The organism is Desulfovibrio sp. 7SRBS1, assembly GCF_049723905.1.
Classification (GTDB): Bacteria; Desulfobacterota; Desulfovibrionia; order Desulfovibrionales; family Desulfovibrionaceae.
In genome coordinates this window covers 1768334-1793509 of the sequence record NZ_JBJKFD010000001.1, presented here as the reverse complement: position 1 = coordinate 1793509, position 25176 = coordinate 1768334, and the positions used below count along the sequence as shown (strand labels likewise).

Here is a 25176-nt window from a genome sequence, read left to right as displayed (position 1 = left end):
CTTTTGATTTTCGGGTGGGGCGAACGATGGGATTTGAACCCACGGCCACACGGGCCACAACCGTGTGCTCTACCTACTGAGCTACGTTCGCCACGCGAGGTAGGGCATATAGCTGAGACAAAAGTGGCGGTCAAGTGAAATGTTCGAAAAATCGCCATACGCCATCAGAAAAATCGTTATACGGAGCAAAAAAGTCCGTAAAATTCCTACGTCTCCTGCTTATCGTTGCGGCCACTGGCCGGGGAAGGCGTTTCCAATTGTTCGAGAAGATCTCCCGGATCGGTAACAGGTTCCTGACATGCAAAGTTCCGGCACACGTAGGCCGTGGCTTTTTCGTCCACCAGGGGCCTGCCTTCGGCCCAGTGTGCCAGGACGGGAGGGACATTGTCCGGGGGAATATGGACCAGCGTCATATTGGGGGCGAATTCACTCTGCGCTGCTTGAATAAGCATGGAAGTGTCCGGGCGGTGCCGGTCGCCCGTCACAACCACCTGGGTTCCTCCGTTCAGGGAAAAGTCCACGCCCATGAGCAGCCCGGTAAACGCTGAAGGCCGCTGCACCACTTCTGTGCTGAAGGCCTGTTCGATGCCTTGGGCGCAGCGTTCGAACTCCTTGCTTCCGGTAAGTACGGCCAGCTTTTTGAGGGCCAGCAGGGCGAAGGCATTGCCCGAGGGCAGGGCGGCATCACGGAAATCCTTCTGCCGTACGAGAATGAGTTCCAAACTTTCCGGGGTGGCAAAGAAGCCGCCGTTCAAATCGTCGTGCATCTGGTCGATCATGGTCTGGGCCAGCTGTATGGCTTTGTCCAGATAGTTTGTATCAAAGGTCGTGGCGTACAGTTCGGTCAGCCCCCAGGCCATGCAGGCGTAATCGTGCAGCATGCCGTCCACGCCTGCCTCGCCGTCGTGCCAAAGGTGGTAAAGGCGGCCGTTGTTTTCCATCTTCTCCAAAATGAAGTCGGCGGTGCGTGCAGCCGTTGCTTTCCAGCAGGGGTGGATGGTGCGGGCGGCCGTGGCCAGCGCGGCAATCATTAATCCGTTCCAGTCGGTAAGGATTTTTTTGTCCCGGAAGGGGCGAATGCGCGAGGTGCGGGCGGCGTACAGAATATGCCGCATGGCTTCCAGTTTGGAGCGCAAAATGGTGTAGTCCTGCCCCAGGCGACGCGCTGTTTCTTCCAGCGGCTCGGTGCGGAATATGAGGTTCCGTCCGTTGCGGGACATGGTGGATTCGTCGAGGAAATTCCCCTCCTCGCTTACCGGATACACCTTCTTGAAAAGGTCCAGATCCTTGCCCAGCACTTTTTGCAGTTCTTCAAAGGTCCAAAGGTAGAACTGTCCTTCCTCGCCTTCGGAGTCGGCATCTTCCGCGCTGTAGAACGCGCCGTCCAGGTGGCGCATGTTGCGGATGCAGTATTCGCCTATCTGCCTGACGGTACGTTGGTAGCGCAGCCGTCCGGTCAGTTGATGGGCTTCGGTGTAGGCCAGCATCAGCAGTGCCTGGTCGTAGAGCATCTTTTCAAAATGGGGCAGCAGCCATGCTTCGTCCGTGGAATAGCGGTGGAATCCGCCGCCGATATGGTCCCGGATGCCGCCGCGGCGCATGGCGTCCAAAGTGCGGATGACCATGTCCATGCAGCCCGTGTCGAGGTTGCGTTTGGCAAAACGCATCAGGAAAAGCAGGTTGTGTGGCGTGGGAAACTTGGGGGCCTCGGAGAATCCACCATTCTTCTGGTCAAAAGCCTGTTTGAGTTCGTCCACGGCCTTGAAGAGAGCCTGGTCGCCCAGGGGGAATCCTGTTTGTCTGCGTTCCAGACGCAGCAGGCTTTCATGGATGCGCGAGGCGGATTTTTCCGCTTCGTCCCGGTCTTCGTTCCAGAGTTTGGCAACGCTGGTCGTCAGTTCCACCAGGCCGATACGTCCGGGCAGGCTGTGCGGGGGAAAGTAGGTGCCCGCATAAAATGGTTTGCGGTCCGGGGTGAGGATGATGTTCAGAGGCCATCCGGCGGAGCCGGTCATAAGCTGGCAGGCGTCCACGTACAGGGCGTCCACGTCCGGCCGCTCCTCCCGGTCCACCTTGATGCAGATAAACGTCTTGTTGAGCTCTTCGGCAACTTCCGGGCTGCTGAAGGACTCACGGTTCATAACGTGGCACCAATGGCAGGTGGAGTAGCCTATGGAGAGAAAAATAGGTTTGTTCTGTTGTTTGGCCTGCTCGAAGGCCTCCTGCCCCCAGGGAAGCCAGTGTACGGGATTATCAGCATGTTGCCGCAAGTAGGGGCTTCCTTCAGCATTCAGGCGATTCTGTATGAGGGGCATGGCATGGCTCCTTGAATTTTCAGATGATACGTAGTTTATGGTAGGGGAACGCATCTGGCAAGCGGTGGTAAAAAATAATACAGCAAGATGGGGGTCCGGACGTATGCTTCTCAACGTGGCGGCCCAGTATTGCCTGCCCCAAAGAGAAAAAAGTTGTTTGTTGCATTTGGAAAATGCAAGGCAGGACGCGGGACAATGGACAATCGAAGAATTTTGATAGTGGAAGACAGCCATTCCGTGGCGCGGCTGCTCAAGGTAAGCCTTGAGGCGGTTCCTGGATTCCAGGCCCTCAATGCCTACTCGCTTGCGGAAGCGCTGGATACCATCGACAGGAATGGTGACTTTTTCCTGGCTGTTTTGGATATGCATCTTCCGGATGCGTCGGGCGAGGAGATTGTCAACAAGGTCATGTCCCGTGGCATCCCGGTTATCATCTATACTTCGGATTTCACGCCGGACCTTCGCAAGCGCATGCTGGGCAAGGGGATCATCGACTATGTGATCAAAAGCGGCAATACGGTCATGGCTCTTGCCAGCATGATCGAGCGCCTGCACCGCAACACCTTCCTCAAGGTGCTGGTGGTGGACGATTCCTTCCAGTTCCGCAAATACATGCGTAAGTTGCTGACCCGCCAGATGCTCACGGTTCTGGAGGCATCATCCGGGGAGAAGGCGCTTGAGGTGCTGGATGCCGAGCCGGAAATCTGTCTGATCTTTACGGATTTTGAAATGGAGGGAATGGACGGCACGGTTTTGTCCCATCGCATTCGGGACAAGTACGGCTGGGGAGAAAAAGCGGTTATAGGGCTCTCCTCGGGAGAGGAAGGTACCTCGGTGAAGTTTATCAAGGGCGGAGCCCACGATTTTCTGCCCAAGACGTTCGAATACGAGGAACTGTACTGGAGAACGCGTCAGAACCTGGAGCATCTTGAACGTATTCGGGAACTTCGTGATCTGAATGAACTGAAGAATCGCATTCTTGGCATGGTGGCGCACGATCTGCGCAATCCTATCGGCAGCATCAAAGGCTACAGCCAGCTGTTGCGAAAAGGGATTGTTGGCAAGGTCAACGAAGAACAGAAAAATTTTCTTGAAGCCATTCATAATACGAGCAGCCACATGCTGGCCCTGGTCAACGACCTGCTGGACGTATCCGCCCTGGAATCCGGTAAGATCGACCTGGTGCTGGACGATTGTGACGTTTCCGCCCTGGTGGAAGAAGAGGTCCGGCTGTACCGTGTCATGGCCGAGCCAAAAAACATCCGCATCGATTTTTCATCCCTTGGCCCTGTTCCGTGCATTGCCGACCTCAACCGTCTGCCCCAGGTCATCTCCAACCTTTTGAGCAATGCGGTCAAATATTCACCACTGGGAAGTACGGTGCATGTTTCGCTGGGGTTGGACGGGCAGGACGTCGTGTTTTGCGTGAAAGATGAAGGCCCGGGAATTCCTTCCGACGAATTGGACAGGTTGTTCAAGCCGTTTGAGCGGCTGAGCACGAAGCCGACGGGTGGAGAGAAAAGTACCGGGCTGGGGCTTGCCATTGTCCACGACATCGTCAGGGCGCATGACGGCGACGTCTGGGTGGAAAGCAAGCAGGACCAAGGAACCTCTTTCTTCTTTTCCCTTCCCTGTCCTTCGGCGGACTGATTCCCCTTTTTCCCGGTTCGGGAGTTTTACCCCGCAGCCTGTATTTTCCGGGTGTATTCGGCCTGTCCGGCCGTGTCTCCCTGCATGGCGCAACATTGGGCCAGCCAGGGCCAGGCTTCGGCATGTTGGCTGAAAGCCTCCAGTACCGTGCGGGCCTGTTCCGTTGCGTTGCAGCTCAGCAGCCCGGCAGCCAGAGAAAGGGCAATATCGAGGCTGTCCGGATGGTCGGCCAGCCCTTGGGAGAGCGTTTCCAGGGCTTCGCGAAATCGGCCCGAGCTGCCCAAAAGACGGCCCAGCCCGTTGGCGGCCTGCGGCAGGTTGCCGTGCTGGAGGGCCTTGCGGAAAAGATGTTCTGCCAGTGCCGGGGCATCCTTCACATGTTCGTCGGCAGCATATTCGCCCGTGGCAAAGGTGGCGGCCAGGCGGGTGGCGAAGTCGGCAAAGCGCTCCGTGTCCTGTCCCGTTGTTTCCGGGGCAAGCTCCTGCACCGCCTCGGGAAGTCCGTTGTAAAACGTTTTTTTAAGGGTCTGTCCCCATTGCGTGACCTGCTCGGGGGGCATTTGCGGATCGCATTCAAAGTAGAGCATGTCTTCGTTGCGTTCCAGCCAGACCTGATCGGTCAGATTGAATTTCTTTTTGCAGTCTTCCCACAAGGATGTGCCGGGAAAAACGGAAAGCACGTGAAAAAGGCTGATGAGGGGACGGATTTCCCTGATGAGGGCCGCGCTTTCCTCGATGGTTTCGGCGTTTTCGTCCGGGTTGCCATAGATGAAGTAGGCCCGTGGCAGGATGGCGTTGCGCATGCAGGCTGCGAACGCCTGGCGCACGTCATCGTTGCTGAAGCCCTTTCGCATGGAGCGCCGTATGGCAGGGGAGCCGCTTTCCACGCCAAAGCTTATCTGCGTACAGCCTGCCGCGCGCATGGCTGCCGCGGTTTCGTCGTCCAGCCGGTCCACGCGGGAAATGGCCTGCCAGGTGATGTCCATGCGGTATTCGCGGATGCGGCGGCATATTTCCAGCACCGTGTTCTTGCGCAGGGTGAAGGTGTCGTCGGATACAAAGAAGTGGCGCACGCCTTTTTCATACAGCAGGTGCATCTGGGTGACGAAATATTCCGGCGAGTGGAAGCGGACCTTTGGACCCCAGAATTTTGGAGAACCGCAGAACGAACATTTGCCTGGGCAGCCCCTGGTGAGTGCCAGATGGGAAAAGGAAAAGTGGCGGGCGGGCATGGGCAGGCTGTCCAGGTCGCAGATGGGTTCCGCATCGGGCGTTGCAAAATAGGCGTTGTCTTTGCGCAGGGACAGGCCCGGGATTTCCTCCAGCGGGCGGTGCTGCTCCAGGGCGTCCACCAGGGCGGTGAAGGTGTGCTCTCCTTCGCCCCGTACAATGACGTCGATGCAGTCGAAATTTTCCAGAAGCAGGCGGTCCAGAAATGTCGCGCCGATGCCGCCGAAGATGATGGGCAGGTCGGGATATTTTTCCCGGATATATCCGGCAATGTCGATTCCGCCCCAGCGGTTGGCGTGGAAGATGGATACACCCACAACGTCCGGACGGAAGCGTTTGAGGGTTTTGTCGGCTATGGATGGGTCCTTGTACAGGTCGTGCCAGTCGGCAAGCTCCACCTCGTGGCCTGCTTCCAGCAGCGAAGCGCCGATGTAGTGCATGCCCATGGGAAGGGCGCGGATGTTTTCGTCGCAGGATCGGTCGAAAAGAAAATAGGGATAGATCAGCAGTATTCGCATATCCGCCAATTCCTGGCACACCTGCGCGGGGGCGTCAATCGGCCTCTGCGGGGTGTGTGTGGGGGGGGGAAGCAAAAGGACGGGCACAGTATGCGGGGAAAATTCAGAACCGGTCGTGATGTGGAATACTGGAAAGGGGAATTTTTCGAAGCAAGGCAATTTCGTTGGCTGCTGCCAAAGGAATAAGAGCCGGGGCGTGGGCACATTTCAAGGCCGATGCGTATATACGCGATATGGTGGGGAGCTCCTGTGGCTTACCGGTATAACCAGAGGAGAGGCCGAAGCCTCTCCTTGGTATCATTCGAATGATGTATCGGGTTTACCAGCGCTGGGCCCGCTGCGGGCGGGGTTTTGCCTCGTTTACCTTGAGGTTGCGTCCGCCCATGCTGCTTCCGTCCAGTGCACTGATGGCATCATCCGCCCCGGGGCCTTCCATCTCCACAAAGCCGAATCCTCTGGACCGGCCGGTTTCGCGATCGTAGATCACCTTTGCGGAGACGACATCTCCGTATTGGCCGAAGGCTTCACGAAGCTCTTCTTCCGTTGAACTCCAGGGCAGGTTGCCGACATAGATGTTCTTAGCCATAGCCCAAACTCCTCAAAAAAACGTAAAACATAAACAAACAAATCGAGTTCAACGGAAAATGCCAGGCCGGGGCAATACCACCGTTTGCAACCCGATTCTCCCTACGCCTGAAATTACGCTTGGCCGTTGCCATTTTCTGTTTTCAGACGTTTTTCCATCGTTTTCTGGAGTAAATAAAATGTGAGGCCTTGTCTACATGAAATTCTATTTTTTGTACGAAGTTCGGTGTTTCTTTATTTGAAGGCGGAATCCGGGGAGAGGAAAAAGGGCGGTGAGGGAATCAGTAAATGGGCAGGGCACCCAGGGAGATGAACTGCAGCGCGGTTTCAGCGGGGACCGGCCGGGAAAAAAAGTACCCCTGGCCGAATTCACAGTGTAGGTTTTTGAGAATGCTGGCCTGGTTGCGGGTTTCAACCCCTTCGGCCACCACATGGATGTTCAGACTGTGGGAGAGGGCGATAATGGATTTGATGAGCCGCCTGTTGCCTGCCTTGGTGTCCAGCTCGGATATGAACGATCTGTCTATTTTAAGAATATCCACGGGATACTGCTGCAGGTACGAAAGCGAGGAGTAGCCGGTACCAAAGTCGTCTATGCCGATGCAGACACCGAGTTCGGTGAGGGCGGAAAGGGTGGCGTTGGTTGAGAGAACATCGCGCATGATGGTCGATTCTGTAATTTCCAGGCGCAGACTGCTCCCCTTGAGCTTGGTGTGCTCCAGGGTGTCCTTCACCATCCGGGGCAGGTCTGCCTGGGCGAATTGGCGGGGCGAAAGATTGACGGACATGAAGACGTTTTCGGCCTTGGGCTGGTCCTTGAACCATTCGGCCATGGTTGCGCAGGCTTTTTTCAGCGTCCAGGCTCCGAGTTCGATGATCATGCCGGAATCTTCGGCAACCGGGATGAACTGGTCCGGGTACACGGACCCTAGTTCTTCGGATTCCCAGCGCAACAAGGCTTCGAACCCGGAAAGCGTTGTTGTTTCCAGATCGAAGATCGGCTGAAACACCAGATGGAATTCGTTGTTCCGCAGTCCCTTGCGCATGGCGTTTTCCAGGGTGATGGCCTTTACCGCCTGTTCATGCAGGCTGGAATCGAAGATGCAGAAGTTGGATTTGAGATTTTCCTTGGCCTTGTACATGGCCAGATCGGCATCGCGGATTATTTCTTCTGGGTGCTCGTAGTTCTCGGTGTTTATGACCACACCGATGCTGACCGCGCTGTGTGCCAGCTGGCCGTTCAGATCAAAGGGAGCCTTCAGACAGGCTTCCAGACGTTCGACCACCGTCATGGTATCGCGCGATACGCCGTTGTTTTCCAGGAGCACGGCAAATTCGTCTCCGCCAAATCGGGCAATGGTGTCCACTTCCCGCAGGCAGGGCGCCAAACGCGCGCTTACCTGGCGCAGCAGTTCGTCTCCGGCATGGTGGCCAAGGCTGTCGTTAACCAGCTTGAACCGGTCGAGGTCCAGCATCAGTACGGAAAAGCAGGTGCTCTTGCATCTGCGTTTGCGTTTGATGACCGCTTCCAGCCGTTGGGTGAAGAGCAGCCGGTTGGGCAGGCCGGTCAGAAAGTCGTGCGTTGCCTGATAGGCGAGTAGCTCCTCGCTCCGCTTTCTTTGGATGGCCATGGCCACCTGTTCCGAAATGGAGACCATGAGCTTGACGTGCGACTCGTTGTAGAAATTCGGATCTTCATAATGCTGTACGGCCATGACACCGATGGTCTTTTCGCGGATGATGAGCGGAACCCCCAGCCAGATTGCGCTGGCAATGCCTGTGAATCCCATCTTCTCCTGTCCTTTCTTATCGATAAGCAAAGGAGAGCCGGTACGGAGTACGTGGCCGGAAAGGGATGCTGTGCATGGATCGCTTATGTTGGAAATGGGGGCCAGATTGTCGATGGTGGGGACTTCCAGATAGACCAGATCCAGATTGTCGGTTTTTTCATCGTGCAGGCCGATGAAGAAATTTTCTGCGTACAGAAGGTCTTTGAGGATATTGTGGATGGAGCGGAACAGGTCGTTCAGATCGTTGGTAACGCTTACGGCATTGGAAATGCGGATTAGCGCGTTGGAAACCTGCTCCATGCGTTTGCGGGAAGTAATACTGTAGAGGAAACCTTCAAAATAAAGAACCGTACCTTGGGTGTCCCGTGCCGCATGGCCCGAGAGGCTGATCCATACTGTGCTGCCGTCCTTGCAGACCATCTGGACTTCGGCTTCCGTAACCTGTCCTTTGCTGAAAATGGCCTGGGTTATGGCGGTTCTTTCCTGAAGGTTGAGGTAGATTCTGGTGGTATCGCTGTCGCAGTAGCTGCGCATTTCCTCGATAGTGGAATACCCGAAAATTCTTGCCAGTGTGTCGTTGCCCCACAGCATGTAGCCGTCCATGGTGGATCGAAATACGCCCAAAAGGGCGCTGTCGAACAGTTCCTTGTAGCTTCCGGGCTGCATTATTCCCCGGAAAAGGCCGGATCGCCGGGGGCTCAGAAGACCAGCGGGTACGGCAAGGCGCTGAAAGGAAACTATATCTGGTAAAAAGGCTCCAAATACTGTCGGGTAATTCAAAAAGTTTCCCCTGGCTCACAACACGATTTCACGGTCAGTTTGAACGCCCGTGTTGCGTTCGTTTACTCTGTATCATTAGTAATGCAGCGTTAGGTGCGGTACGTCACATGGTGGGCATAACCCGTCATGCGCCGCCAAATGCGGCGTGAGCGTACCTGGTAACCGCGTTTTTCTGATTGTGCTCCGTCATATTTTAAGACCGCCCAAAAAAGGGCGGTCCTGTATTCTATCTTCTACTCGTCGTTGCCGTTTTCCCACTGGTTGTCCGGCAGGTATGATTTTTCGTAGTCGGAATACCTTACCCCCAAAAGCGACATGAGCAGCTCCACACACAATTCGGCGGTGGCGTTGCGCTTGTCCATCAGGGGATTGAGTTCAATCATGTCGACTCCGGCCAGGGTCACGTTTCTGCCTATATATTCCATTATGTAGGAAATTTCCCTGTAGCCCAGGCCACCCCTGGTCATGATGCCCGTGCCGGGTGCCAGGTTCATGTCCATGGCGTCGGCATCAAAGCTCACATATACCGCGTCGGTATGTTTTCCCACACGTTCCACTGCCTGACGGATCACCGGGCCGATGCCCATATCCTGAATATCGAAGGTTGTGTACATGCAGACATCATGGTTGCGGAGAAACTCGAGTTCTTCCGGATCGATGTCCTTGGCACCGACGATACAGACATCTTCGTAACGGACCTTGGGGGCAAACCCCAAACAATGTGTCAATTCCTTGTATCCATGTCCAAGGGATGTGGCAAGCGGCATGCCGTGTACGTTTCCGCTGGGGCTGGTGTCTGGAGTATTGGCATCGGGGTGGGCGTCTATCCATATCACTCCGAGCCGTTCGTAGGCCTTGGCAAGTCCGGCAATGGAGCCGATGGAGGTGGAGTGGTCGCCCCCCAGGGTCAGGGGAAAACCGCCGGACGAAGCTATTTTGTTGACAAAGTGGGCCAGCTGGTCGCTGACACGAATGATTTCGTCAAAGCGCTTTTTGTTCCGCTCCTGCACCGGAAGGCGGTCCAGAGTGAAGTTCTTGAGCACGTCCAGGTCGCCGTGGTCTTCGTATTTGAAACCGGCGTAGTCAAAGGCCTGGTACAGGCCTGCATAGCGCAGGGCGGTGGGGCCCATGTCCGCACCCAGTTTGGAGAGTCCGAGGTCCAGGGGAACCCCGAGTATATGAATGCTCTTGTCGTGTTGTAGCATAATGTCGTCCTTGTGAAGCTATCATCCATGAGGCGCGAGGCCATACTCCGTACATGGATTTTCTGTAAAAAGAAGCAATGCCGTGTTACGCGCGGGTTACATTTGTCCCGCGCAACGTTGCGCTGTTCCGCCAAAGGCTTTGCCCGTGGGGGCCGAACGTCGTCGGCGGGTATACTCTCTACGCAATAGTTTTTCCAGTCCGGGCACAGGGCCATCCTGCTGCCATTGCCAGAAGGAATACGAGCGCATAGTATCAGGGAATGACAGTAATTCCTCAAGATGCGTTGACCATACAGTGGCTCGAGAACATCGACCAGGTGCGGGCGGATGAATGGAACGCCCTGGCCGTGGATGCAACGCCTTTCATGTCCTGGGAATGGCTGGAACTGTTGGAGGCGTCCGGTTCCGTCGGTCCCGGTACGGGCTGGCATCCTTTTCACCTCACCGTCCGGCGTGGCGACCGTCTGGTCGGGGCAGCCCCGTTGTATCTCAAAGGCCACAGCATGGGCGAGTTCGTTTTCGACCAGGTTTGGGCGGAGGCGGCGGCCAGAGTAGGCATTTCCTATTATCCCAAGCTGGTGGGCATGAGTCCTTTTTCGCCTGTTACCGGCTATCGTTTTCTTACTGCAGCCGATGACCGGGGCGGGGAGAAGCCCTCCGACCCTCATGGCGCACACAGTGGTGCCCCAAACGATGTTGGTCCGGACGTTGTGGCCCAGCCACAGGTCCAGCCTTTGGTCCAGCCCTCGGGAGAGGGCGGTTCCATCCTGTCATCCATGCATCGGTGCGTGGATGCCCTGGTGCGGGGGGCCAATCTGGGCGGGGCGTCGTTTCTTTTTGTGGACCCGCAGTTCGGGGAGGATGCGGCGCGTCGGGGCTACCACCTGTGGGAGCATCAGGCGTTTTTGTGGGAAAACCAGGGGTATGCCGATTTTGATGACTACCTTGGCCGGTTCAACTCCAACCGGCGGCGCACCATACGCAAGGAGCGGCGTGAATTGCACGACCAGGGCGTGCGGGTGCGTTTTGTTCCCCACCAGGAGTTTACCTCCGAACTGCTGGACCTGATGCAGCTGCTGTATTCGCGGACCAACGACAAGTTTGGAATCTACAGCTGCAAATTCCTTACACCGGAATTTTTCAGGGATTTGTCCGGAGCAGCAGGGGCCGAGGTCCTTTTGGGCGTGGCCGAGGTGCCGGGCGAAAAGGAACCGGTGGCCATGGCCCTGTTTGTCCGGCGCGGCGACCGGCTTTGGGGGCGCTATTGGGGAACGCGGCTGGATATCCGGTTTCTCCATTTTGAACTGTGCATGTACGCGCCTGTGGAGTGGGCCATTGCGCAGGGCATTCGGCAGTACGACCCCGGCATGGGCGGCAACCACAAGGCCGTCCGGGGTTTTGTTTCCCGTCCTGGCCTGTCGGCCCATCGATTTGCCGAGCCTGCCATGAACGATCTGTTCAAGCGAAACATCGGCCATATCAACGAGCTGGAACGCGCCTACATGGACGAATTGAACGCCTTGGTTCCTCTGCACAGGTAGATGCGCAACATTGCTGCTTCTTCCAAAAAACGGCAGCGTACCGGCCAATTGATCACATGGTTTGCTTTTTTTTGCGCAACCACGGATACTACGGCAAATATCGGAGTCTCAATAAGCTGACCGTCTTGCCCCGCTGCGGGACAGCGTCTTGTTCTGGAAAACGTACCAGGATTTTTCATGAAAAATTTCAAGGAATTGCTCTTTCCAGCCTGTATTGCCGTGGTCATTGCCGCGCTGTGCAGCTGGGCATACCTGGAACGTCCCCGGTTTCTGGAGCGGCTTGAACTCAGCGCCTTTGATCTCCGTTTGTTGGCCCGCGGTCCGCAGGAGAGTAGCCACCAGGTGAGCATCATTGCCGTGGACGAGGAAAGCCTGATCAAATACGGGCGCTGGCCGTGGGACAGAGAACTTACGGCAAAGCTCGTCAGCAAAATCGACAGCTACGGCCCCAAGGCCGTGGGCTATGATATTGTTTTTTCCGAGCCGCAGGCCAACCCCGCGGGTGAAGAGCTGGTGGAACTCATCCGCAACGCCAAGCGCATCGGCCTGAAACCCACGCTGGAACTGCGCCGTTATTTCAAGGAACGGCTGGGGGCCACCAACCAGGATGCCCAACTGGCCCGCGCCCTGCTCGGTGCCAAGTCGCACCAGATTTTGGGCTACTATTTCAACCTCGATCCCAAATCCGCAGACGATACCGGCAAGAATACGCTGGGCCGGGCGGCCCGATATTTCGAAAAGCAGCTGGACGGCGGGAAGCGCCCGGATGTTCTGGGCGTGCCCAGGGCGTTCAAACCCCGCACCAATACCGAGCTTTTGGCCAAGGCCGTTGGTTCGCAGGCTTTTTTCAACGTCATTCCCGATGCGGACGGAACCATACGCCGTTACAACATGGTCATCGGCTTCAACGGCACCTATTACCAGCCGTTGGCCGCGGCCATGTTCAGCCGTGCCGTTCCCCAGGCGCCGCCCATGCTGCTGGTGACGCAGAACGGCATGGTGGGTGCGCAGTGGGAGCGCCATTTCGTGCCCACGGACGCCAAAGGCCGCATGCTGCTCAACTATCGCGGACCCGCCGGGGCCATTCCCCATATTCCGGCCTGGAAGGTGCTGGACGGCGATGTGGACCCCGCTCTGTTCAAACATCATTATCTGCTGGTGGGCGTTACCGCGCCCACGGTCTACGACCTGCGCGTCACTCCCTACGGCGTGGCCTATCCGGGGCTGGAAATCCACGCCACCGCGCTGGACAACATGCTTACCCAGGATTTCATCCGTCACCCGGAATGGGCGCCGCTGATGGACATTGCCGCCATCTGGATTTTTGCGGGCGTTACCGTGGCCTTTTTGTGGCGGGCGCGGACCGTGGTGACTCTGCTCAGTTTCACGGTGCTGGCCTTCGGTTTCATCTACGCAAACCAATATTTTCTCACTGCCAAGCAGTACTGGCTGAACATCGTCTATCCGCTGCTCAGCTTTGCCGGGACCTATCTGGCCCTGAACACCTACAGGTATCTGTTTTCCGACCTGCAGAAAAAACAGATACGCAGCGCCTTTTCCAAATATCTGGACCCCAATGTGGTGGAACAGGTGACGGCAGACCCCGACCGTCTCTGCCTGGGCGGGGAACGCCTGGAGCTGAGCGTCCTTTTTTCGGATATCCGCAGCTTCACGTCCATTTCCGAGGGGCTCAGCCCGGATAACCTTGTGGCCCTGCTCAATGAATATCTCACGGACATGACCAAGATCGTCATGCGGAACAAGGGGCTGCTGGACAAATACATTGGTGATGCGGTCATGGCGGTGTTCGGGGCGCCGTACCACTATCCCGAGCATCCCGTGGAGGCCTGCAACACGGCCCTGGAAATGCAGTACCAGCTGGAAGTCCTCAACCGCTCTTTGGAAAAACGCAGCCTGCCCCGGCTGGCTATCGGCATCGGCATCAATACCGGCGAGATGGTCGCGGGCAACATGGGCAGCCAGGAACGGTTCGATTATACGGTGATGGGCGACAACGTGAACCTGGCCTCGCGCTTGGAAGGGCTTACCAAAACCTACGGCGTGGGGATCATCATCAGCCAGTTCACCCAGGAGCAGGTCAGTGTCCATTTTTGGACCCGTCCCCTTGACCTGGTGCGGGTAAAAGGCAAGAAAGACGCAGTGGAGATATTCGAGCTGCAGGCTCCCATCCACGAAGCGCAACCTTTGGATTATACGGCCGAGTACCTTGAAATGATCGAGGACTACCGCTCGGCTCGTTTTGAGGCCGGGCTGGAAAAGGCCCGCCTGCTGGCCGAGTCCCACCCCGAAGACAAGACCGTGGCTCTTTACCTGGAGCGGTTGCAGGCGCTCCAGGCCGATCCTCCCGAGCAATGGGACGGTGTCTGGACATTCACCACCAAGTAAAGTCGATACAGCATGAAAATAGCCGTACTTTCCGATACACACGCCTTTGAGCCGACCCCGTGGCACGAGGAAATATTTCAACAGTATATGGCCGGAGCCGACGCCATCATTCACTGCGGCGACATCACCGGTGTCAACTTTTATCATTGGCTGGTCGGCAGCCACCCCAGGGTGCACGCCGTGGCCGGCAATATGTGCGAGTACAACCTTGCCGCCGAGCTGAACGACACCCTCACTCTGGAATACGAAGGGTTTCGCATCGGCGTGGCGCACGGCTGGGGGCCTCGTTCCCAGGTGCCCTACAAGGTGGTCCAGTCTTTCGGGCCGGGGTACGACATCATCTGCTTTGGCCACACGCACCGGTTTTTCTGGGAAACCATAGATTTTACCTGGGCACTCAATCCCGGCAGCCTTCAGGAGCACGAACCAAGCATGGCCCTGCTGACGCTGGAAAAAGGAGAGAGGCCCGTTGTTCAGCGGGTGATTCCCTAACCCCTTGCAAAACCTGCGGGGCCATCTGCACGTTGTCCCCGTGCTCTTGACTAATAAACATGGAGCATTACACTTACTGCTCTGCCTGACGGAGCCGACGGATGGAGCGTCGCGTGAGCGGCATTTCTTTCGGCTCCGGCCTTTTTTTGAAAAATCATCACGACAGAAGAGGTTCCCTACATGTTCACCTACACACCAAAAGGCGTCTGCTCCAAGCAGATGATGTTTGACGTTACCGAGGACGACACCATCAAATCCCTTCGTGTAATCGGCGGCTGCCCCGGCAACCTGGAAGGACTTTCCCGGTTGATTGAAGGCATGGCTGTGGACGAAGTTATCGCCAAGCTTTCCGGCATAACCTGTGGCAAAAAGTCCACTTCCTGTCCGGACCAGCTTACCAAGGCGCTTGTCGAATACAAGCAGGGCGAATCCACGGAAATCCCGGATTCGGTCAAGGCAGGAATGAAACTCGTAGAGTCGTTCCTGTCCTGAACCGGAATTTATACATTCAGACCGCATCTTGTAGCGGCAGGCCCGGACCGCAACCTTGCGTGGATGCGGCCCGGCTGCCGTCGGAAAGGCGAACTTCACGCGACGTTTTCTCCCTGCTCCACTTTCTGAAATTTCTTTTCCGCCCCTTTTTTTCCGAATTTTCGTCGCCTTGCCACAGTATGGGGCTAAGCGTACTATTCAGATTAAGATAATGGTGTTTTTTGCGTAGTATTCCATCCTGGGGAGGGAGCAATGCCTCTTACTGACTATGCGGATGTTCTGGATCGGATAGGACGGGCTTTGGCCATGCAGTACGACCGGGAATGCGATGTCTTGAACCGCCCCGGCGTATCCCTGGCCTGCAAGATCGACCAGAACTATTATCTTGTTGTTGAACCGCTTTTTTCCCGCACAATAGCTGGATGGTGCGCGGTAAATCCCGATGTTGTGCTTGAAACGCTGAAGCGTACCGGCAACATGGTAACCTGCGGCATGGACCGTGGACACAAAATTGCCCTGAGTTTGACATGGCGTGGACGCGATCGTGAGATAGAAGCCCAGTGCGGTTTTGTTCTGGCCGATTTTGTGGAGCGTGCCCTGTCCATGTATTCAACCCGCGGTCCGAGCATGGGCCTTTCAGACCTTAAAATCTGCGAGTCCGGAAGGGAGCGTGTGGAGGATTTCTTTGCAGGGAAAACACTGCCGGGAAAATGGGTTTATGCTGAAAGTCCAGTATTCTAGCTGCTAAATCCGGGGTTGCGAAGTTGTATTTTATTGGATAGCGTAAAACGCTTGGGCAGACATTATATATGTAAACATTGCAGGTTGTTTTCCACCTGATGACGAGGAAGGGCAAAGGACCACTGTATTGCCCATAGAACGTATGATCAAGAAAATTCATATTGATGCGCTGCGTGTAGGCATGTTTGTCGATCGATACGGGAGCGGCTCTTTTGACAGCCCGCTGGCTATGTTTCAGCGTATAGTTCGTGACAATAACGAAGTCAGAATGCTGCGCCGTAGTGGTGTTGACTGGATTTATATCGACACGGACAAGGGCGTCGATGTCCATGAAAGCATGGGAACATACGCCCGGAAAGTCGCGTTCAGCGACGAGGTTTCCGTGGCCGCCAAGTTGTACCGCCACACCCTGAACCATGTGCACGAGGTTTTCGCGCGCATCAAGGACGGCGGGGATTTCAACCATCACGACAGCGAAGACGTAGTGGAGGGGCTGGTTGAGAGCGTCCACCGCAACGATGCGGCGGGCATCTGTCTGACCCAGCTCAGAGGGCGCGACGACTATACCTACACCCACTCCGTCAACGTGGGGCTGCTGTCTGTCGTCTTTGGCGTAAGCCTGGGATTGGAGCATGCCGAGGTCATCCGCCTGGGACTGGCCGGAATTTATCACGACATAGGCAAACTGCGCCTGCCCAATGAAATAATCGCCAAGCCCGGCCGTCTTACACCCAGCGAGTATCGCATTGCCCAGACACACGCGCTGGAAGGCTACCGCATCATGGCGGAGCAGGCCGACATACATCCCGACCTTCTTTCCGCCGTTGCCGAGCATCACGAACGCTACGACGGCAGCGGATATCCCCGCGCCATCCATGGTGCCGGTCTCAACCGCTTCGCCCGTCTGCTGAGTGTGGTTGATGTGTTTGACGCGCTGACCAGCGACAGACCCTATGCCAAGGCCAAAACTCCCAGCGAGGCCTTCCGGGTAATGTACTCGGCCCGTGGAAAGAGTTTTGAACCACAATATGTGGAACGGTTCATCAAAGCCATGGGAATTTATCCTCCCGGAAGTTTTGTGCGGCTGAACACCGGCAGCTACGGTGTGGTTTGCGGTTCCAACAGTGCGCAGCCATTGCGCCCCCAGGTCAAGGTGGTCTACGACCGCAAGTTGCGTCAGTGCCAGTCCGAAGTCCTTGATCTTTCCGATTTCAATACGGCGCAGAATGACAAGGTGGAGATCACCGAGGCGTTGGACCCGGGCGAATACCGCATTGACATTATGCGGCTGCTCAGCTGACAGAAGACTGTATATTGTATGATATTTCAAGGCGGTGCATGGAAACATGCACCGCCTTTTTTCTGCGCAGAAGGTGCCCTCCCGAGGCGGGAGGAATGGCCCTATCATTCACTGTGTGACGGGGGCTGTCCTGACTTCCAGCAGTTTCATATTCTTTTTGGGGGCGTCGCAGGTGGAGATCGATTTCCACGGTTTTCTTGCCTTGTCTTCCGTCCCGGTGGTAGCATGTCCGTATGAATTTCAACGAACTCACAAATTTTATTACGGGATGGATGGCGTCATTGGAGAACAACTCCATTGAACCGTCTTCGGAGCATTTCGCCTTTGATACGCCGTTGGTCGGTTGTGCTTCCGGGGCGGATTCGTTGTTTCCCTTTTTCAAAAAAGATATCGGCCCCAATTTTTACTGGCTGCCGGAAGAAGCTTTTTCTTTTGCGTTTCCAGAGGATGGAGCGAATGCCGAGGAACTGCGTGTGGTTGCCTGGATTCTTCCCCAGACGGAACATACTCGCCGTGCCCACAGAAGGGCCAAGACCATGCCGAGCATCGAATGGAGCCGCGTGCGTAAGTACGGTGAAATGGCAAATGTTGCCTTGCACAAGGCAGTTGTCGCCAAGCTGCAGCAGGAAGGCATCCAGGCCTGTGCCCCCTCCCAACTTTCAGGCTGGGCGCGGCATACATCGGAAAAGTATGGTTTTGCCTCGTCCTGGTCGGAACGGCACGCCGCATACGCCTGCGGGTTGGGAACCTTTGGCTTGTCCGACGGACTGATTACCAGTGTCGGGAAGGCCGTGCGTGTAGGCTCGGTGATCGTTAGGGCCGCTTTTCAACCCACCCCGCGTCCGTATACGCAGCACAATGAATGGTGTCTTTATTATGCCAAGGGAAAGTGCCGGGCCTGCATGGAGCGCTGTCCCGCCGGTGCCATATCGGAGGCAGGGCACGACAAGGAAAAATGCAAGCGATACATCCGAACGGTTACTTCCGTTCATGTGGAACAGGAGCAGCTTGGATTTCCGGTGAACAGCTGCGGGCTTTGCCAAGCAAAGGTGCCTTGTGAATATCGAAATCCCACCAAAAGTTTGAAGAAGAGTTCCGAGAGTCCGAAAGTGTGAGGGGCGTTGCCCGTGGGTGGGAGAGGTGGGGAGTCGTCAAATGGAAAAAGATCCCCGCAGCAGCGTACAGGGCAATCCGCGCACCATCAGCAAGCGCAAATCATTTAGTAATGGCTAGCGTCCGAAGAATTCCGCAGTCAGATCGCCCATGGCCTGCACCTTGTCCGGTGCGAACCAGTGGATTTCGGCATCGCGCTTGAACCAGGTGATCTGCCGTTTGGCATAAGCCCGCGTGCGCTTCAGCCACAGGGCCTTGGCCTGTTCCAGCGTCATGCGGTCGCGGATGTATTCGATGAGTTCCATGCAGCCTATGCCAGACCAGCCCGGAGCGTTGGGCATGGGCGTTTTTGGGTAGGCGGCCTTCATCTCGGCGACGGCTCCGGCTTCCAGCATCAGGTCGATGCGCTTTGCCAGCCGTGGAGTCAGTTCGTCGAGGTCCATGTGCAGGCCGATCTTCAGGTGGTTGTAGCGTGGCTGGGTCTTTTGTTCGGCATGCCAGGAAGAAAGCACGCGTCCGGTGGTTTCAAAGACCTCCAGGGCGCGGGTGATGCGCTGGCGGTCGTTGGGGTGGACGCGGCCCGCGTATTCGGGGTCGATGGTCTGCAGTTCGGCATGCATGGCTTCGCCGCCGTTTGCGTCGTAGCGCATCTGGATGGACTGGCGGACCATGGCCGGAACATCGGGGATGGCGGCAAGGCCGTAGAGCAGGGCGTCCAGGTACAGGCCGGTGCCGCCCACCAGCAGGGGCAGCAGGTTCTGTTCCGCCGCCTCGGTAATGGCGGAGTCTGCCAAGTGCGAGAACATGCCCGCATCTATGGCCTGGATGGGCTCCATGAAGCCGTACAGCCAGTGCGGACAGTGGGATTGCTCTTCGGGCGTGGGTTGGGCCGTAACCAGGGGAACGCCGCGATAGACTTGGCGGGAGTCGTAGTTGACGACTCCTCCGCCGAATCGCTCGGCCAGCCCGAGGGCAGCCGCGGTTTTGCCTGTGCCGGTAGGCCCGACAATGCAGACCACGTCCTGTAGCGCCATCAGATATTCTCTTTTTGCAGTTCCGCGAAACGGCCATACAGCTTGGGCACAACGGCTTCGGGCACCATACCCTTGATGTTGCCGCCGTGTTTGGCCACTTCCTTGATGATGGTGGAGGAAAGGTACATCCACTTGAAGTCCGTCATCAGGAAGGTGGTCTGGATGTCCTTGCTCAGCTTGCGGTTCATAAGCGCCATCTGGAATTCGTATTCAAAATCGGAAACAGCCCGCAGACCACGCAGAATAACGGTTGCACCGCGTCGTTGCGCATAATCCACCAGCAGACCGGAAAAGCCCTCGGCAGTGATGTTTCTGTCGTTGGCAAAGACTTCGTTGGCCATGGCCACGCGTTCTTCCAGGCTGAAGAGGGTCTTTTTGCTGGTGTCGTTGGCAACGCCCACGACGACCTTCTTGAACACCTGCACTCCCCGCCGCGCCAGACTCACATGTCCGTTTGTCAGGGGGTCGAATGTGCCGGGGTAGATGGCTATGCAGTCTTGTGGTTTTCCCATATCACTATCCTGGTTTGACCATACGTTCGGTCGGTGCTTTCTGTCAGGTTTAATTCGCGGACGCACTCCCGGGCGGATACACCCGATTCCACTTCCGCGCAGACAAGCCCGTCTTCGGCCAGCCAGCCGTTGTTTACCGCCAGTTCCAGAACCGGAGGCAGAAGACCGTGACCATAGGGCGGGTCGATGAATATAAGATCGTACGGCATGGAGCACGGCTTGGACAAAACATCCTTGCAGTCCGCGCACCATATGTGCCATTCGGCGGTCGGAACATCCAGCGTTTGCAAGTTTTTGCGTATCAGTCCGGCCGCCTTGCGGCTCTTCTCTATGAATGCCGCATGGCCCGCACCCCGCGAGAGGGACTCGATGCCCAGGCTGCCACTTCCGGCAAAAATATCCAGGACGCGGCAGCCGGAAAAAATACCGCCACGCGCCGTCAGCATACTGAAAAGCGCCTCGCGTACTTTTGCCGTTGCAGGCCTATACCCTGGACCTTCCGTGGTCAAGATTTTCTGACCCTTTAAATATCCAGCGGTTATGCGCATCCTCTTGAACTCCTTATCATATATCTTCAGCCGAAGGCAAAGCAACCGCCCGACTTTTGCCCTTATCCTGGCGAAATGTCCAATGGGGCGCAACCTACCCCAAAGAGGAGGGTGGGCGGAAAATCCTGCCCGGCTCATCCTGCCCGACACTCCTGCCCGACACATTCCGGACCGGTGAAAAGCACCGAAGCCGATTCGGATTGTTTCTCCTTCAATTTCCCGCCAGCTCCCCCGTTTGTCGTCAGCCGTTTACGCTTCGGACACCAGTTCCAGCATGGTCTTGTGCGCGTCCAGCAATCGTTCGCGCAGGTCGGCCTGGTCTTCCCAGGCGCGCTGCTGCAGCTGCGGCATACGGGTTCTCAGCTCGGTGAGCAGACGTTCGGTATCCCCCAGCAGGTATTCCCAGTCGATCTGCGGCCGGGCCTGTTCCGGGAAGACGGCAACCGTCGGCTCCTCGCCGGGTTCCAGTACGCATTCCTCCAGATAGTCGGGAATGTGTACGGAAAGTTTGAACCGTTCGCGGATGAGTTCCGCCAGGGCTTTTTGAGCGCGTGATTCGCCATGTACCAGAAAGACCTTCATGTCTTTGTTGGTAAAATGGGAAAGCCAGCTCATAATCTGGCTCTGTCCGGCATGGGCGGAAAAACCGCCGATGGTGAAAATCTTGGCCTGAACCGCGATTTCCTCGCCCAGAATGCGGATCTTTTTGGCGCCGTCCACGATTTTCCGGCCCGGAGTGCCCATGGCCTGGAAACCGGTAAAGACCACGCTGGCCCCGTGCTTCCAGAGGTTGTGGCGCAGGTGGTGCTTGATGCGTCCGGCGTTGCACATGCCGCTGGCCGAAATGACCACGGCCGGGCCGCTGGTTTCGTTGATGTTCTGGGATTCCTGCACGCTTTCGGTAAAAACAAGGTTGGGCAGTTCCAGCGGGTTGTTTCCTTCCTCGATGGCCTTGCGGGTGTTCTTGTCCAGATATTCAGGATGTTGGAGGAAAATCTTCGTTGCCCGAATGGCCAGGGGGCTGTCCAGATAGACAGGCATGTCCGCAGGCAGTTTGCCCTCGCGCGCCAGCATGGACAGGGAGTAGATGATTTCCTGGCTGCGCTCCACGGCAAAGGCCGGGATAATGACCTTTTGTTTGCGGCTGTAGCTGTACTGGATGGCTTCGGCCAGCTCGTCACGGCTTGTGCCCTCGTGTTTGTGGTCGCGGTCGCCGTAGGTGGATTCCATCAGCAGGTAGTCCGCGTTCTCCACAATTTCCGGGTTGTTGACTAGCAGCTGGTTGGGGCGTCCCAGGTCGCCGGAAAAAACGAGCCGGTAGTGTTTGCCGTCTTCCTCGATTTCCAGAACAATGAATGCGGAACCGAGAATATGGCCTGCATCCTTGTAGGTGACGGTGATGCCCTGGGCTGGTTGGAACGGGCTGTCGTATTGTACCGGTTTGAACAGGGGGAGCGTATCCTGGACGTCTGCCTGATCGTACAACGGTTCCACGGACGGCTTGCCGTGGCGCTGGCGTTTGCGGTTTTCCCATTCGGTTTCCATTTCCTGAATATGGGCGCTGTCCAGCAGCATGATTTCCAGCAGGTCCTTGGTGGGCGGGGTAAGGTGTATGTTTCCCCGAAAGCCTGCCTTGGCCATGAGGGGCAGCAGGCCGGAATGGTCGATGTGCGCGTGGGTAACCAGAATGAAATCCAGTTGTTCCGGGCCGTACAATGCACGTTCCCGGTTGCGCTTCTCTATGGCGGCGTTGCCCTGATGCATGCCGCAATCCACGGCAAAGCGGCAATGGTCTGTTTCCACAATGTAGCAGGAACCGGTAACGGTACGGGCGGCTCCAAGAAATTTAATTTTCATGTACGTTCCTTTCTAAAAGTCTGTACAGACGCATAGTTGTCGACCAACTCGAGTTGATGGTATTTACACTGTGGCTGGGCACGGGTAAACCTTGGAGTTTGACCCGGTAGAAGACTGGAAACCAATTGACATGGAGATCTGCATATGTCGAATGGACGACAATACCTTATCGATTCCCTGTCCATGCAGGAGTCGTGGCGGCTCTTCCGCATTATGGCGGAAATAGTGGATGGATTCGAGGAAATGAGCGAAGTGGGGACGGCCGTGTCCATATTCGGCTCTGCCCGGACATCCCCGGATGAGGAGATATACAAAACCACGTGCGAATTGGCCGGACATCTGGTCAAGGCGGGATTCGACATCATCACCGGCGGCGGGCCGGGGCTCATGGAAGCCGCCAACAAGGGTGCGCAAGAGGCCGGAGGACGCTCCATAGGCCTGCACATTGAATTGCCTTTTGAACAGAAGTCCAATGATTACTTGGATATAAAAGCCAAGTTTCGGTACTTCTTTATCCGCAAGGTCATGTTTGTCAAATACGCTACCGCCTACGTGGCCATGCCCGGCGGATTCGGCACTTTGGACGAACTGTCCGAAGCCCTGGTGCTTATTCAGACCCGGCGCATCAAGCCTTTTCCCATCGTGCTTTACGGCAGCGAGTTCTGGGGCGGCCTGCTGGGCTGGTTCAAGACGCAGCTCATCAAGGATCGCTGCATCAGCCCGGAAAACCTGGAACTGATGCACGTCAGCGACGATCCGGAAGAAGCCGCCGCCTACATTCGCAAGCACGTGGTTTTTTAATATATCCGACAGAACTTTTCGGAATCGGCCGGGGGGGAACATCCTCCGGCCACACGGTTTTCCGCAGAACACTTGCTCTCCCTGTACAGCAGAACCCCAACCGGACGCGAGACCAGGAAACCGCCGTGCCCAATCAGAAAAAGGCCTACGCCTACGGGCTGGTGTCCGTGCTTTTGTGGAGCACCGTAGCCACCGCGTTCAAACTGGCGCTTGGCCATCTGGCCCCTGTGCAGCTGCTTTTGTACGCCTCGATCACGTCCACGCTGGTGCTTTCGCTGGTGCTGGCGGTGCAGGGGCGGCTGCGACTGATTTTTTCATTCACTCCCCGGCAATACCTGCTGTCCGCCGGGTTCGGGTTTCTCAATCCCTTTCTCTACTATCTCATCCTTTTCAAAGCCTACGACCTGCTCCCGGCGCAGGAAGCCCAACCTCTCAACTACACCTGGGCCGTGGCCCTGGCGCTGCTGTCCATTCCTCTGCTAGGGCAGAAGATGCGCTTTGCCGACCTTGCCGCAACGTTTATCTGCTACTCGGGGGTCGTGGTCATTTCCACACGTGGGGACCTGACCGGGCTGCACTTCGCCAACCCGTTCGGAGTGACGCTTGCTTTGGTCAGCACCATCATCTGGGCGCTCTACTGGATTTTCAACACCAAGGACACGCGCGATCCTGTGGCCGGGCTGCTGCTCAATTTTCTTTTCGGGCTGCCGTGGATCATCGTCTGGATATTTTGCTTTTCCTCGTTTTCTCTGCCTTCCATGGCTGGGCTGGCAGGGGCCGTGTATGTGGGCGTCTTTGAGATGGGCATCACTTTTGTGGCCTGGCTCACCGCGCTGAAAAACAGTGATAATGCCTCCAAGGTCGGGAATCTCATCTTTATTTCGCCGTTTCTCTCCCTGGTGTTCATCAGCCTGTTTGTGGGCGAGACCATACTGCCCTCCACTTTTGCCGGGTTGGGGTTGATTATGCTGGGGCTAGTAGTCCAGAAAATCAGGCGGTAGGATTAAGTCGCGCGATTTTCACTTCGGGCGGCGTTAAAGAGGGCTGTTGCGGGATGGGATGGAGGTTTTACTCCTATCCTCGCCCCGCAACAGCCCTCTTTGCCTTGCCGGAAGCGAAACTTACGCGACTTTGGATGGACGTGGTTTTGAAAAGGAGGGGGAAGAGAGGGCACTTTTCAATCTGGCAGGCAGCTGACAAAGGCAGGATAAAGCAGGCGGACGGAAAACCGCGAGAGCAAGGCGCGAGGAAGCTGGCGGTTCCGAAGTGTATTTTTTTTATACACGAGGGTTCGCCAGCTCCGCAGCAACGCAGCTATTCGCGGGATTTCCGCCCGCCTGCTTCTATTCTTCGGCTTTTTTGCTAATATCCTCCGCCATCCCTTTGATGGGGCTGTCGAATTGAATGCCGAGGCTGAGTTCCCGTATCCAGGCAATGGTGCCGGTGGCGCTGGAAAGGAGTTCTTCGATATTGAAGGAGAACTCCGAAAAGGTGACGGTGGCTCCCAAAGGGGGCAGGCCGTTTTCTTCACCCATGAGGACATCGATCTTCATTCCCAGGTCGCTGAGGTCTTCGAGGGAACAGTAGTATTCGTTATCCACCCAGTGCATTGTGCAGGTGCCGATATCCACTCCGTAGCGTTCGGCCTGACGTTTATCCATGGCGTTGCTCCTGGTGTGTTTGGAATCTGCGCTGGACACAAAGCCAGGCCATTGCCACCACGGTTGCTGCTGCAAAGCCGACGAGCCAGCCTCCCATGACGTCTGTAGGGTAGTGTTTGCCCAGGTAGACGCGCGAGAATCCGGTTATGAGCGGCAGCAGGAACAACCAGGGGCGCAGCCGGGGCCACAGCAGCATAGCCATGACGGCTGCTGCCATTGAGTTGGCCGAGTGCGCGGACACGTAGGACTTACCACGAGTTTCCGTCTGTTGGTAGTCCTGCGGGCGTCGCTGCCACTTTCCATCTTCGCGAAAGTAGGTGCCGGCAATGGCGTTGAGCGGCCGAACACGACCGAAGTGTTTTTTTACCACGTTGCAGGATATGTCTGCCAGCCCCACAGTCGCGATTACGATAAACATGGTGAAGGCTTTTTTCCAGCCGAATTTCAAGAACAGCCAGGCAAAGCCGAGAACACCGGCTCCCCATAGAATCCAGTGGTTGGAAGCCACGGGCATGAGGAAGTCGAGCAGAGGGTTGCGCATTCCCTGGTTTATCCAGATCTGTGTCGCAAGATCCCAGGCCGGTGTAGCAAAGGGAATGTGCATC

21 protein-coding genes and 1 tRNA gene are annotated in these 25176 nt (G+C 56.5%); 10 read left to right on the top strand and 12 right to left on the bottom strand.

From position 1 onward, the window contains the following. Positions 1-15: 15 nt before the first annotated feature. Positions 16-91: transfer RNA gene (locus tag ACI0FJ_RS08285), tRNA-His, on the bottom strand. Positions 92-206: 115 nt separating this feature from the next. Beyond that, on the bottom strand, positions 207-2315 hold the full coding sequence (locus tag ACI0FJ_RS08280) for a thioredoxin domain-containing protein (RefSeq protein WP_424301643.1): 2109 nt from the start codon (positions 2313-2315) through the stop codon (positions 207-209). Between the two features lie 195 nt (positions 2316-2510). On the opposite strand from ACI0FJ_RS08280, the gene ACI0FJ_RS08275 reads away from it, so the two are divergent. Continuing rightward, positions 2511-3965 carry a hybrid sensor histidine kinase/response regulator gene (locus ACI0FJ_RS08275; RefSeq protein WP_424301640.1) on the top strand — a complete coding sequence of 485 codons (1455 nt, stop codon included), beginning with the start codon at positions 2511-2513 and terminating at the stop codon, positions 3963-3965. 26 nt (positions 3966-3991) lie between these two features. On the opposite strand, the gene ACI0FJ_RS08270 is transcribed toward ACI0FJ_RS08275, so the two are convergent. The 4 genes from ACI0FJ_RS08270 to rocF all read right to left on the bottom strand — a co-directional run bounded on the left by ACI0FJ_RS08270 (position 3992) and on the right by rocF (position 10073). Next, entirely contained in the window at positions 3992-5713 is a 1722-nt protein-coding gene (locus ACI0FJ_RS08270; RefSeq protein WP_424301637.1) for a radical SAM protein, read from the bottom strand. A 319-nt stretch (positions 5714-6032) separates the two neighbouring features. Next, positions 6033-6299, bottom strand: a complete 267-nt coding sequence (locus ACI0FJ_RS08265; protein ID WP_424301634.1) for an RNA recognition motif domain-containing protein — start codon at positions 6297-6299, stop codon at positions 6033-6035. 280 nt (positions 6300-6579) lie between these two features. After that, on the bottom strand, positions 6580-8754 hold the full coding sequence (locus ACI0FJ_RS08260; RefSeq protein ID WP_424301631.1) for an EAL domain-containing protein: 2175 nt from the start codon (positions 8752-8754) through the stop codon (positions 6580-6582). Positions 8755-9101: 347 nt separating this feature from the next. After that, the gene (rocF, locus tag ACI0FJ_RS08255) at positions 9102-10073 is read right to left on the bottom strand and encodes an arginase (RefSeq protein WP_424301628.1); all 972 of its coding nucleotides are present in this window, start codon (positions 10071-10073) and stop codon (positions 9102-9104) included. A gap of 260 nt (positions 10074-10333) precedes the next feature. Here rocF and ACI0FJ_RS08250 point away from each other — a divergent pair, with 260 nt between their 5' ends. The 7 genes from ACI0FJ_RS08250 to ACI0FJ_RS08220 all read left to right on the top strand — a co-directional run bounded on the left by ACI0FJ_RS08250 (position 10334) and on the right by ACI0FJ_RS08220 (position 18160). Beyond that, on the top strand, positions 10334-11614 hold the full coding sequence (locus tag ACI0FJ_RS08250) for a GNAT family N-acetyltransferase (protein WP_424301625.1): 1281 nt from the start codon (positions 10334-10336) through the stop codon (positions 11612-11614). A 177-nt stretch (positions 11615-11791) separates the two neighbouring features. Further along, on the top strand, positions 11792-14020 hold the full coding sequence (locus tag ACI0FJ_RS08245) for a CHASE2 domain-containing protein (protein WP_424301622.1): 2229 nt from the start codon (positions 11792-11794) through the stop codon (positions 14018-14020). A 12-nt stretch (positions 14021-14032) separates the two neighbouring features. After that, entirely contained in the window at positions 14033-14512 is a 480-nt protein-coding gene (locus tag ACI0FJ_RS08240) for a metallophosphoesterase family protein (protein WP_424301619.1), read from the top strand. Between the two features lie 180 nt (positions 14513-14692). Then, complete coding sequence (locus tag ACI0FJ_RS08235) at positions 14693-15004, top strand: TIGR03905 family TSCPD domain-containing protein (RefSeq protein WP_424301616.1); 312 nt, start codon at positions 14693-14695, stop codon at positions 15002-15004. A 252-nt stretch (positions 15005-15256) separates the two neighbouring features. Beyond that, positions 15257-15745 carry a hypothetical protein gene (locus ACI0FJ_RS08230; RefSeq protein WP_424301613.1) on the top strand — a complete coding sequence of 163 codons (489 nt, stop codon included), beginning with the start codon at positions 15257-15259 and terminating at the stop codon, positions 15743-15745. Between the two features lie 127 nt (positions 15746-15872). After that, positions 15873-17045, top strand: coding sequence for an HD-GYP domain-containing protein (locus ACI0FJ_RS08225; protein ID WP_424301610.1), 1173 nt, complete (start codon positions 15873-15875; stop codon positions 17043-17045). A gap of 233 nt (positions 17046-17278) precedes the next feature. Then, the gene (locus ACI0FJ_RS08220; RefSeq protein WP_424301607.1) at positions 17279-18160 is read left to right on the top strand and encodes a 4Fe-4S ferredoxin; all 882 of its coding nucleotides are present in this window, start codon (positions 17279-17281) and stop codon (positions 18158-18160) included. A gap of 114 nt (positions 18161-18274) precedes the next feature. Here the strand turns inward: ACI0FJ_RS08220 and miaA are convergent, their stop codons facing one another. The 4 genes from miaA to ACI0FJ_RS08200 all read right to left on the bottom strand — a co-directional run bounded on the left by miaA (position 18275) and on the right by ACI0FJ_RS08200 (position 22109). Then, a complete protein-coding gene (gene miaA, locus ACI0FJ_RS08215) occupies positions 18275-19192 on the bottom strand; it encodes a tRNA (adenosine(37)-N6)-dimethylallyltransferase MiaA (RefSeq protein ID WP_424301605.1) in 918 nt (305 codons plus the stop codon). Next, positions 19192-19704 (bottom strand): pantetheine-phosphate adenylyltransferase, encoded by a 513-nt coding sequence (coaD, locus tag ACI0FJ_RS08210; RefSeq protein ID WP_424301602.1) that lies wholly within the window; start codon positions 19702-19704, stop codon positions 19192-19194. Before coaD ends, miaA begins: the two co-directional genes overlap by 1 nt. Beyond that, positions 19680-20252 carry a 16S rRNA (guanine(966)-N(2))-methyltransferase RsmD gene (gene rsmD, locus ACI0FJ_RS08205; protein WP_424301599.1) on the bottom strand — a complete coding sequence of 191 codons (573 nt, stop codon included), beginning with the start codon at positions 20250-20252 and terminating at the stop codon, positions 19680-19682. The genes coaD and rsmD overlap by 25 nt, the downstream gene beginning before the upstream one ends. 249 nt (positions 20253-20501) lie before the next feature. Beyond that, the gene (locus ACI0FJ_RS08200; RefSeq protein WP_424301596.1) at positions 20502-22109 is read right to left on the bottom strand and encodes an MBL fold metallo-hydrolase RNA specificity domain-containing protein; all 1608 of its coding nucleotides are present in this window, start codon (positions 22107-22109) and stop codon (positions 20502-20504) included. Positions 22110-22253: 144 nt separating this feature from the next. Here ACI0FJ_RS08200 and ACI0FJ_RS08195 point away from each other — a divergent pair, with 144 nt between their 5' ends. Next, a complete protein-coding gene (locus ACI0FJ_RS08195; RefSeq protein WP_424301593.1) occupies positions 22254-22910 on the top strand; it encodes a TIGR00730 family Rossman fold protein in 657 nt (218 codons plus the stop codon). A 125-nt stretch (positions 22911-23035) separates the two neighbouring features. Then, positions 23036-23911 (top strand): DMT family transporter, encoded by an 876-nt coding sequence (locus tag ACI0FJ_RS08190; RefSeq protein WP_424301590.1) that lies wholly within the window; start codon positions 23036-23038, stop codon positions 23909-23911. Between the two features lie 342 nt (positions 23912-24253). On the opposite strand, the gene ACI0FJ_RS08185 is transcribed toward ACI0FJ_RS08190, so the two are convergent. Together ACI0FJ_RS08185 and ACI0FJ_RS08180 are read right to left on the bottom strand one after the other, a co-directional pair. After that, positions 24254-24571: a PilZ domain-containing protein gene (locus ACI0FJ_RS08185; protein ID WP_424301587.1), complete on the bottom strand. Its 318-nt coding sequence runs from the start codon at positions 24569-24571 to the stop codon at positions 24254-24256. Then, positions 24564-25175, bottom strand: a complete 612-nt coding sequence (locus ACI0FJ_RS08180; protein WP_424301584.1) for a phosphatase PAP2 family protein — start codon at positions 25173-25175, stop codon at positions 24564-24566. The genes ACI0FJ_RS08185 and ACI0FJ_RS08180 overlap by 8 nt, the downstream gene beginning before the upstream one ends. Position 25176: the final 1 nt, after the last annotated feature.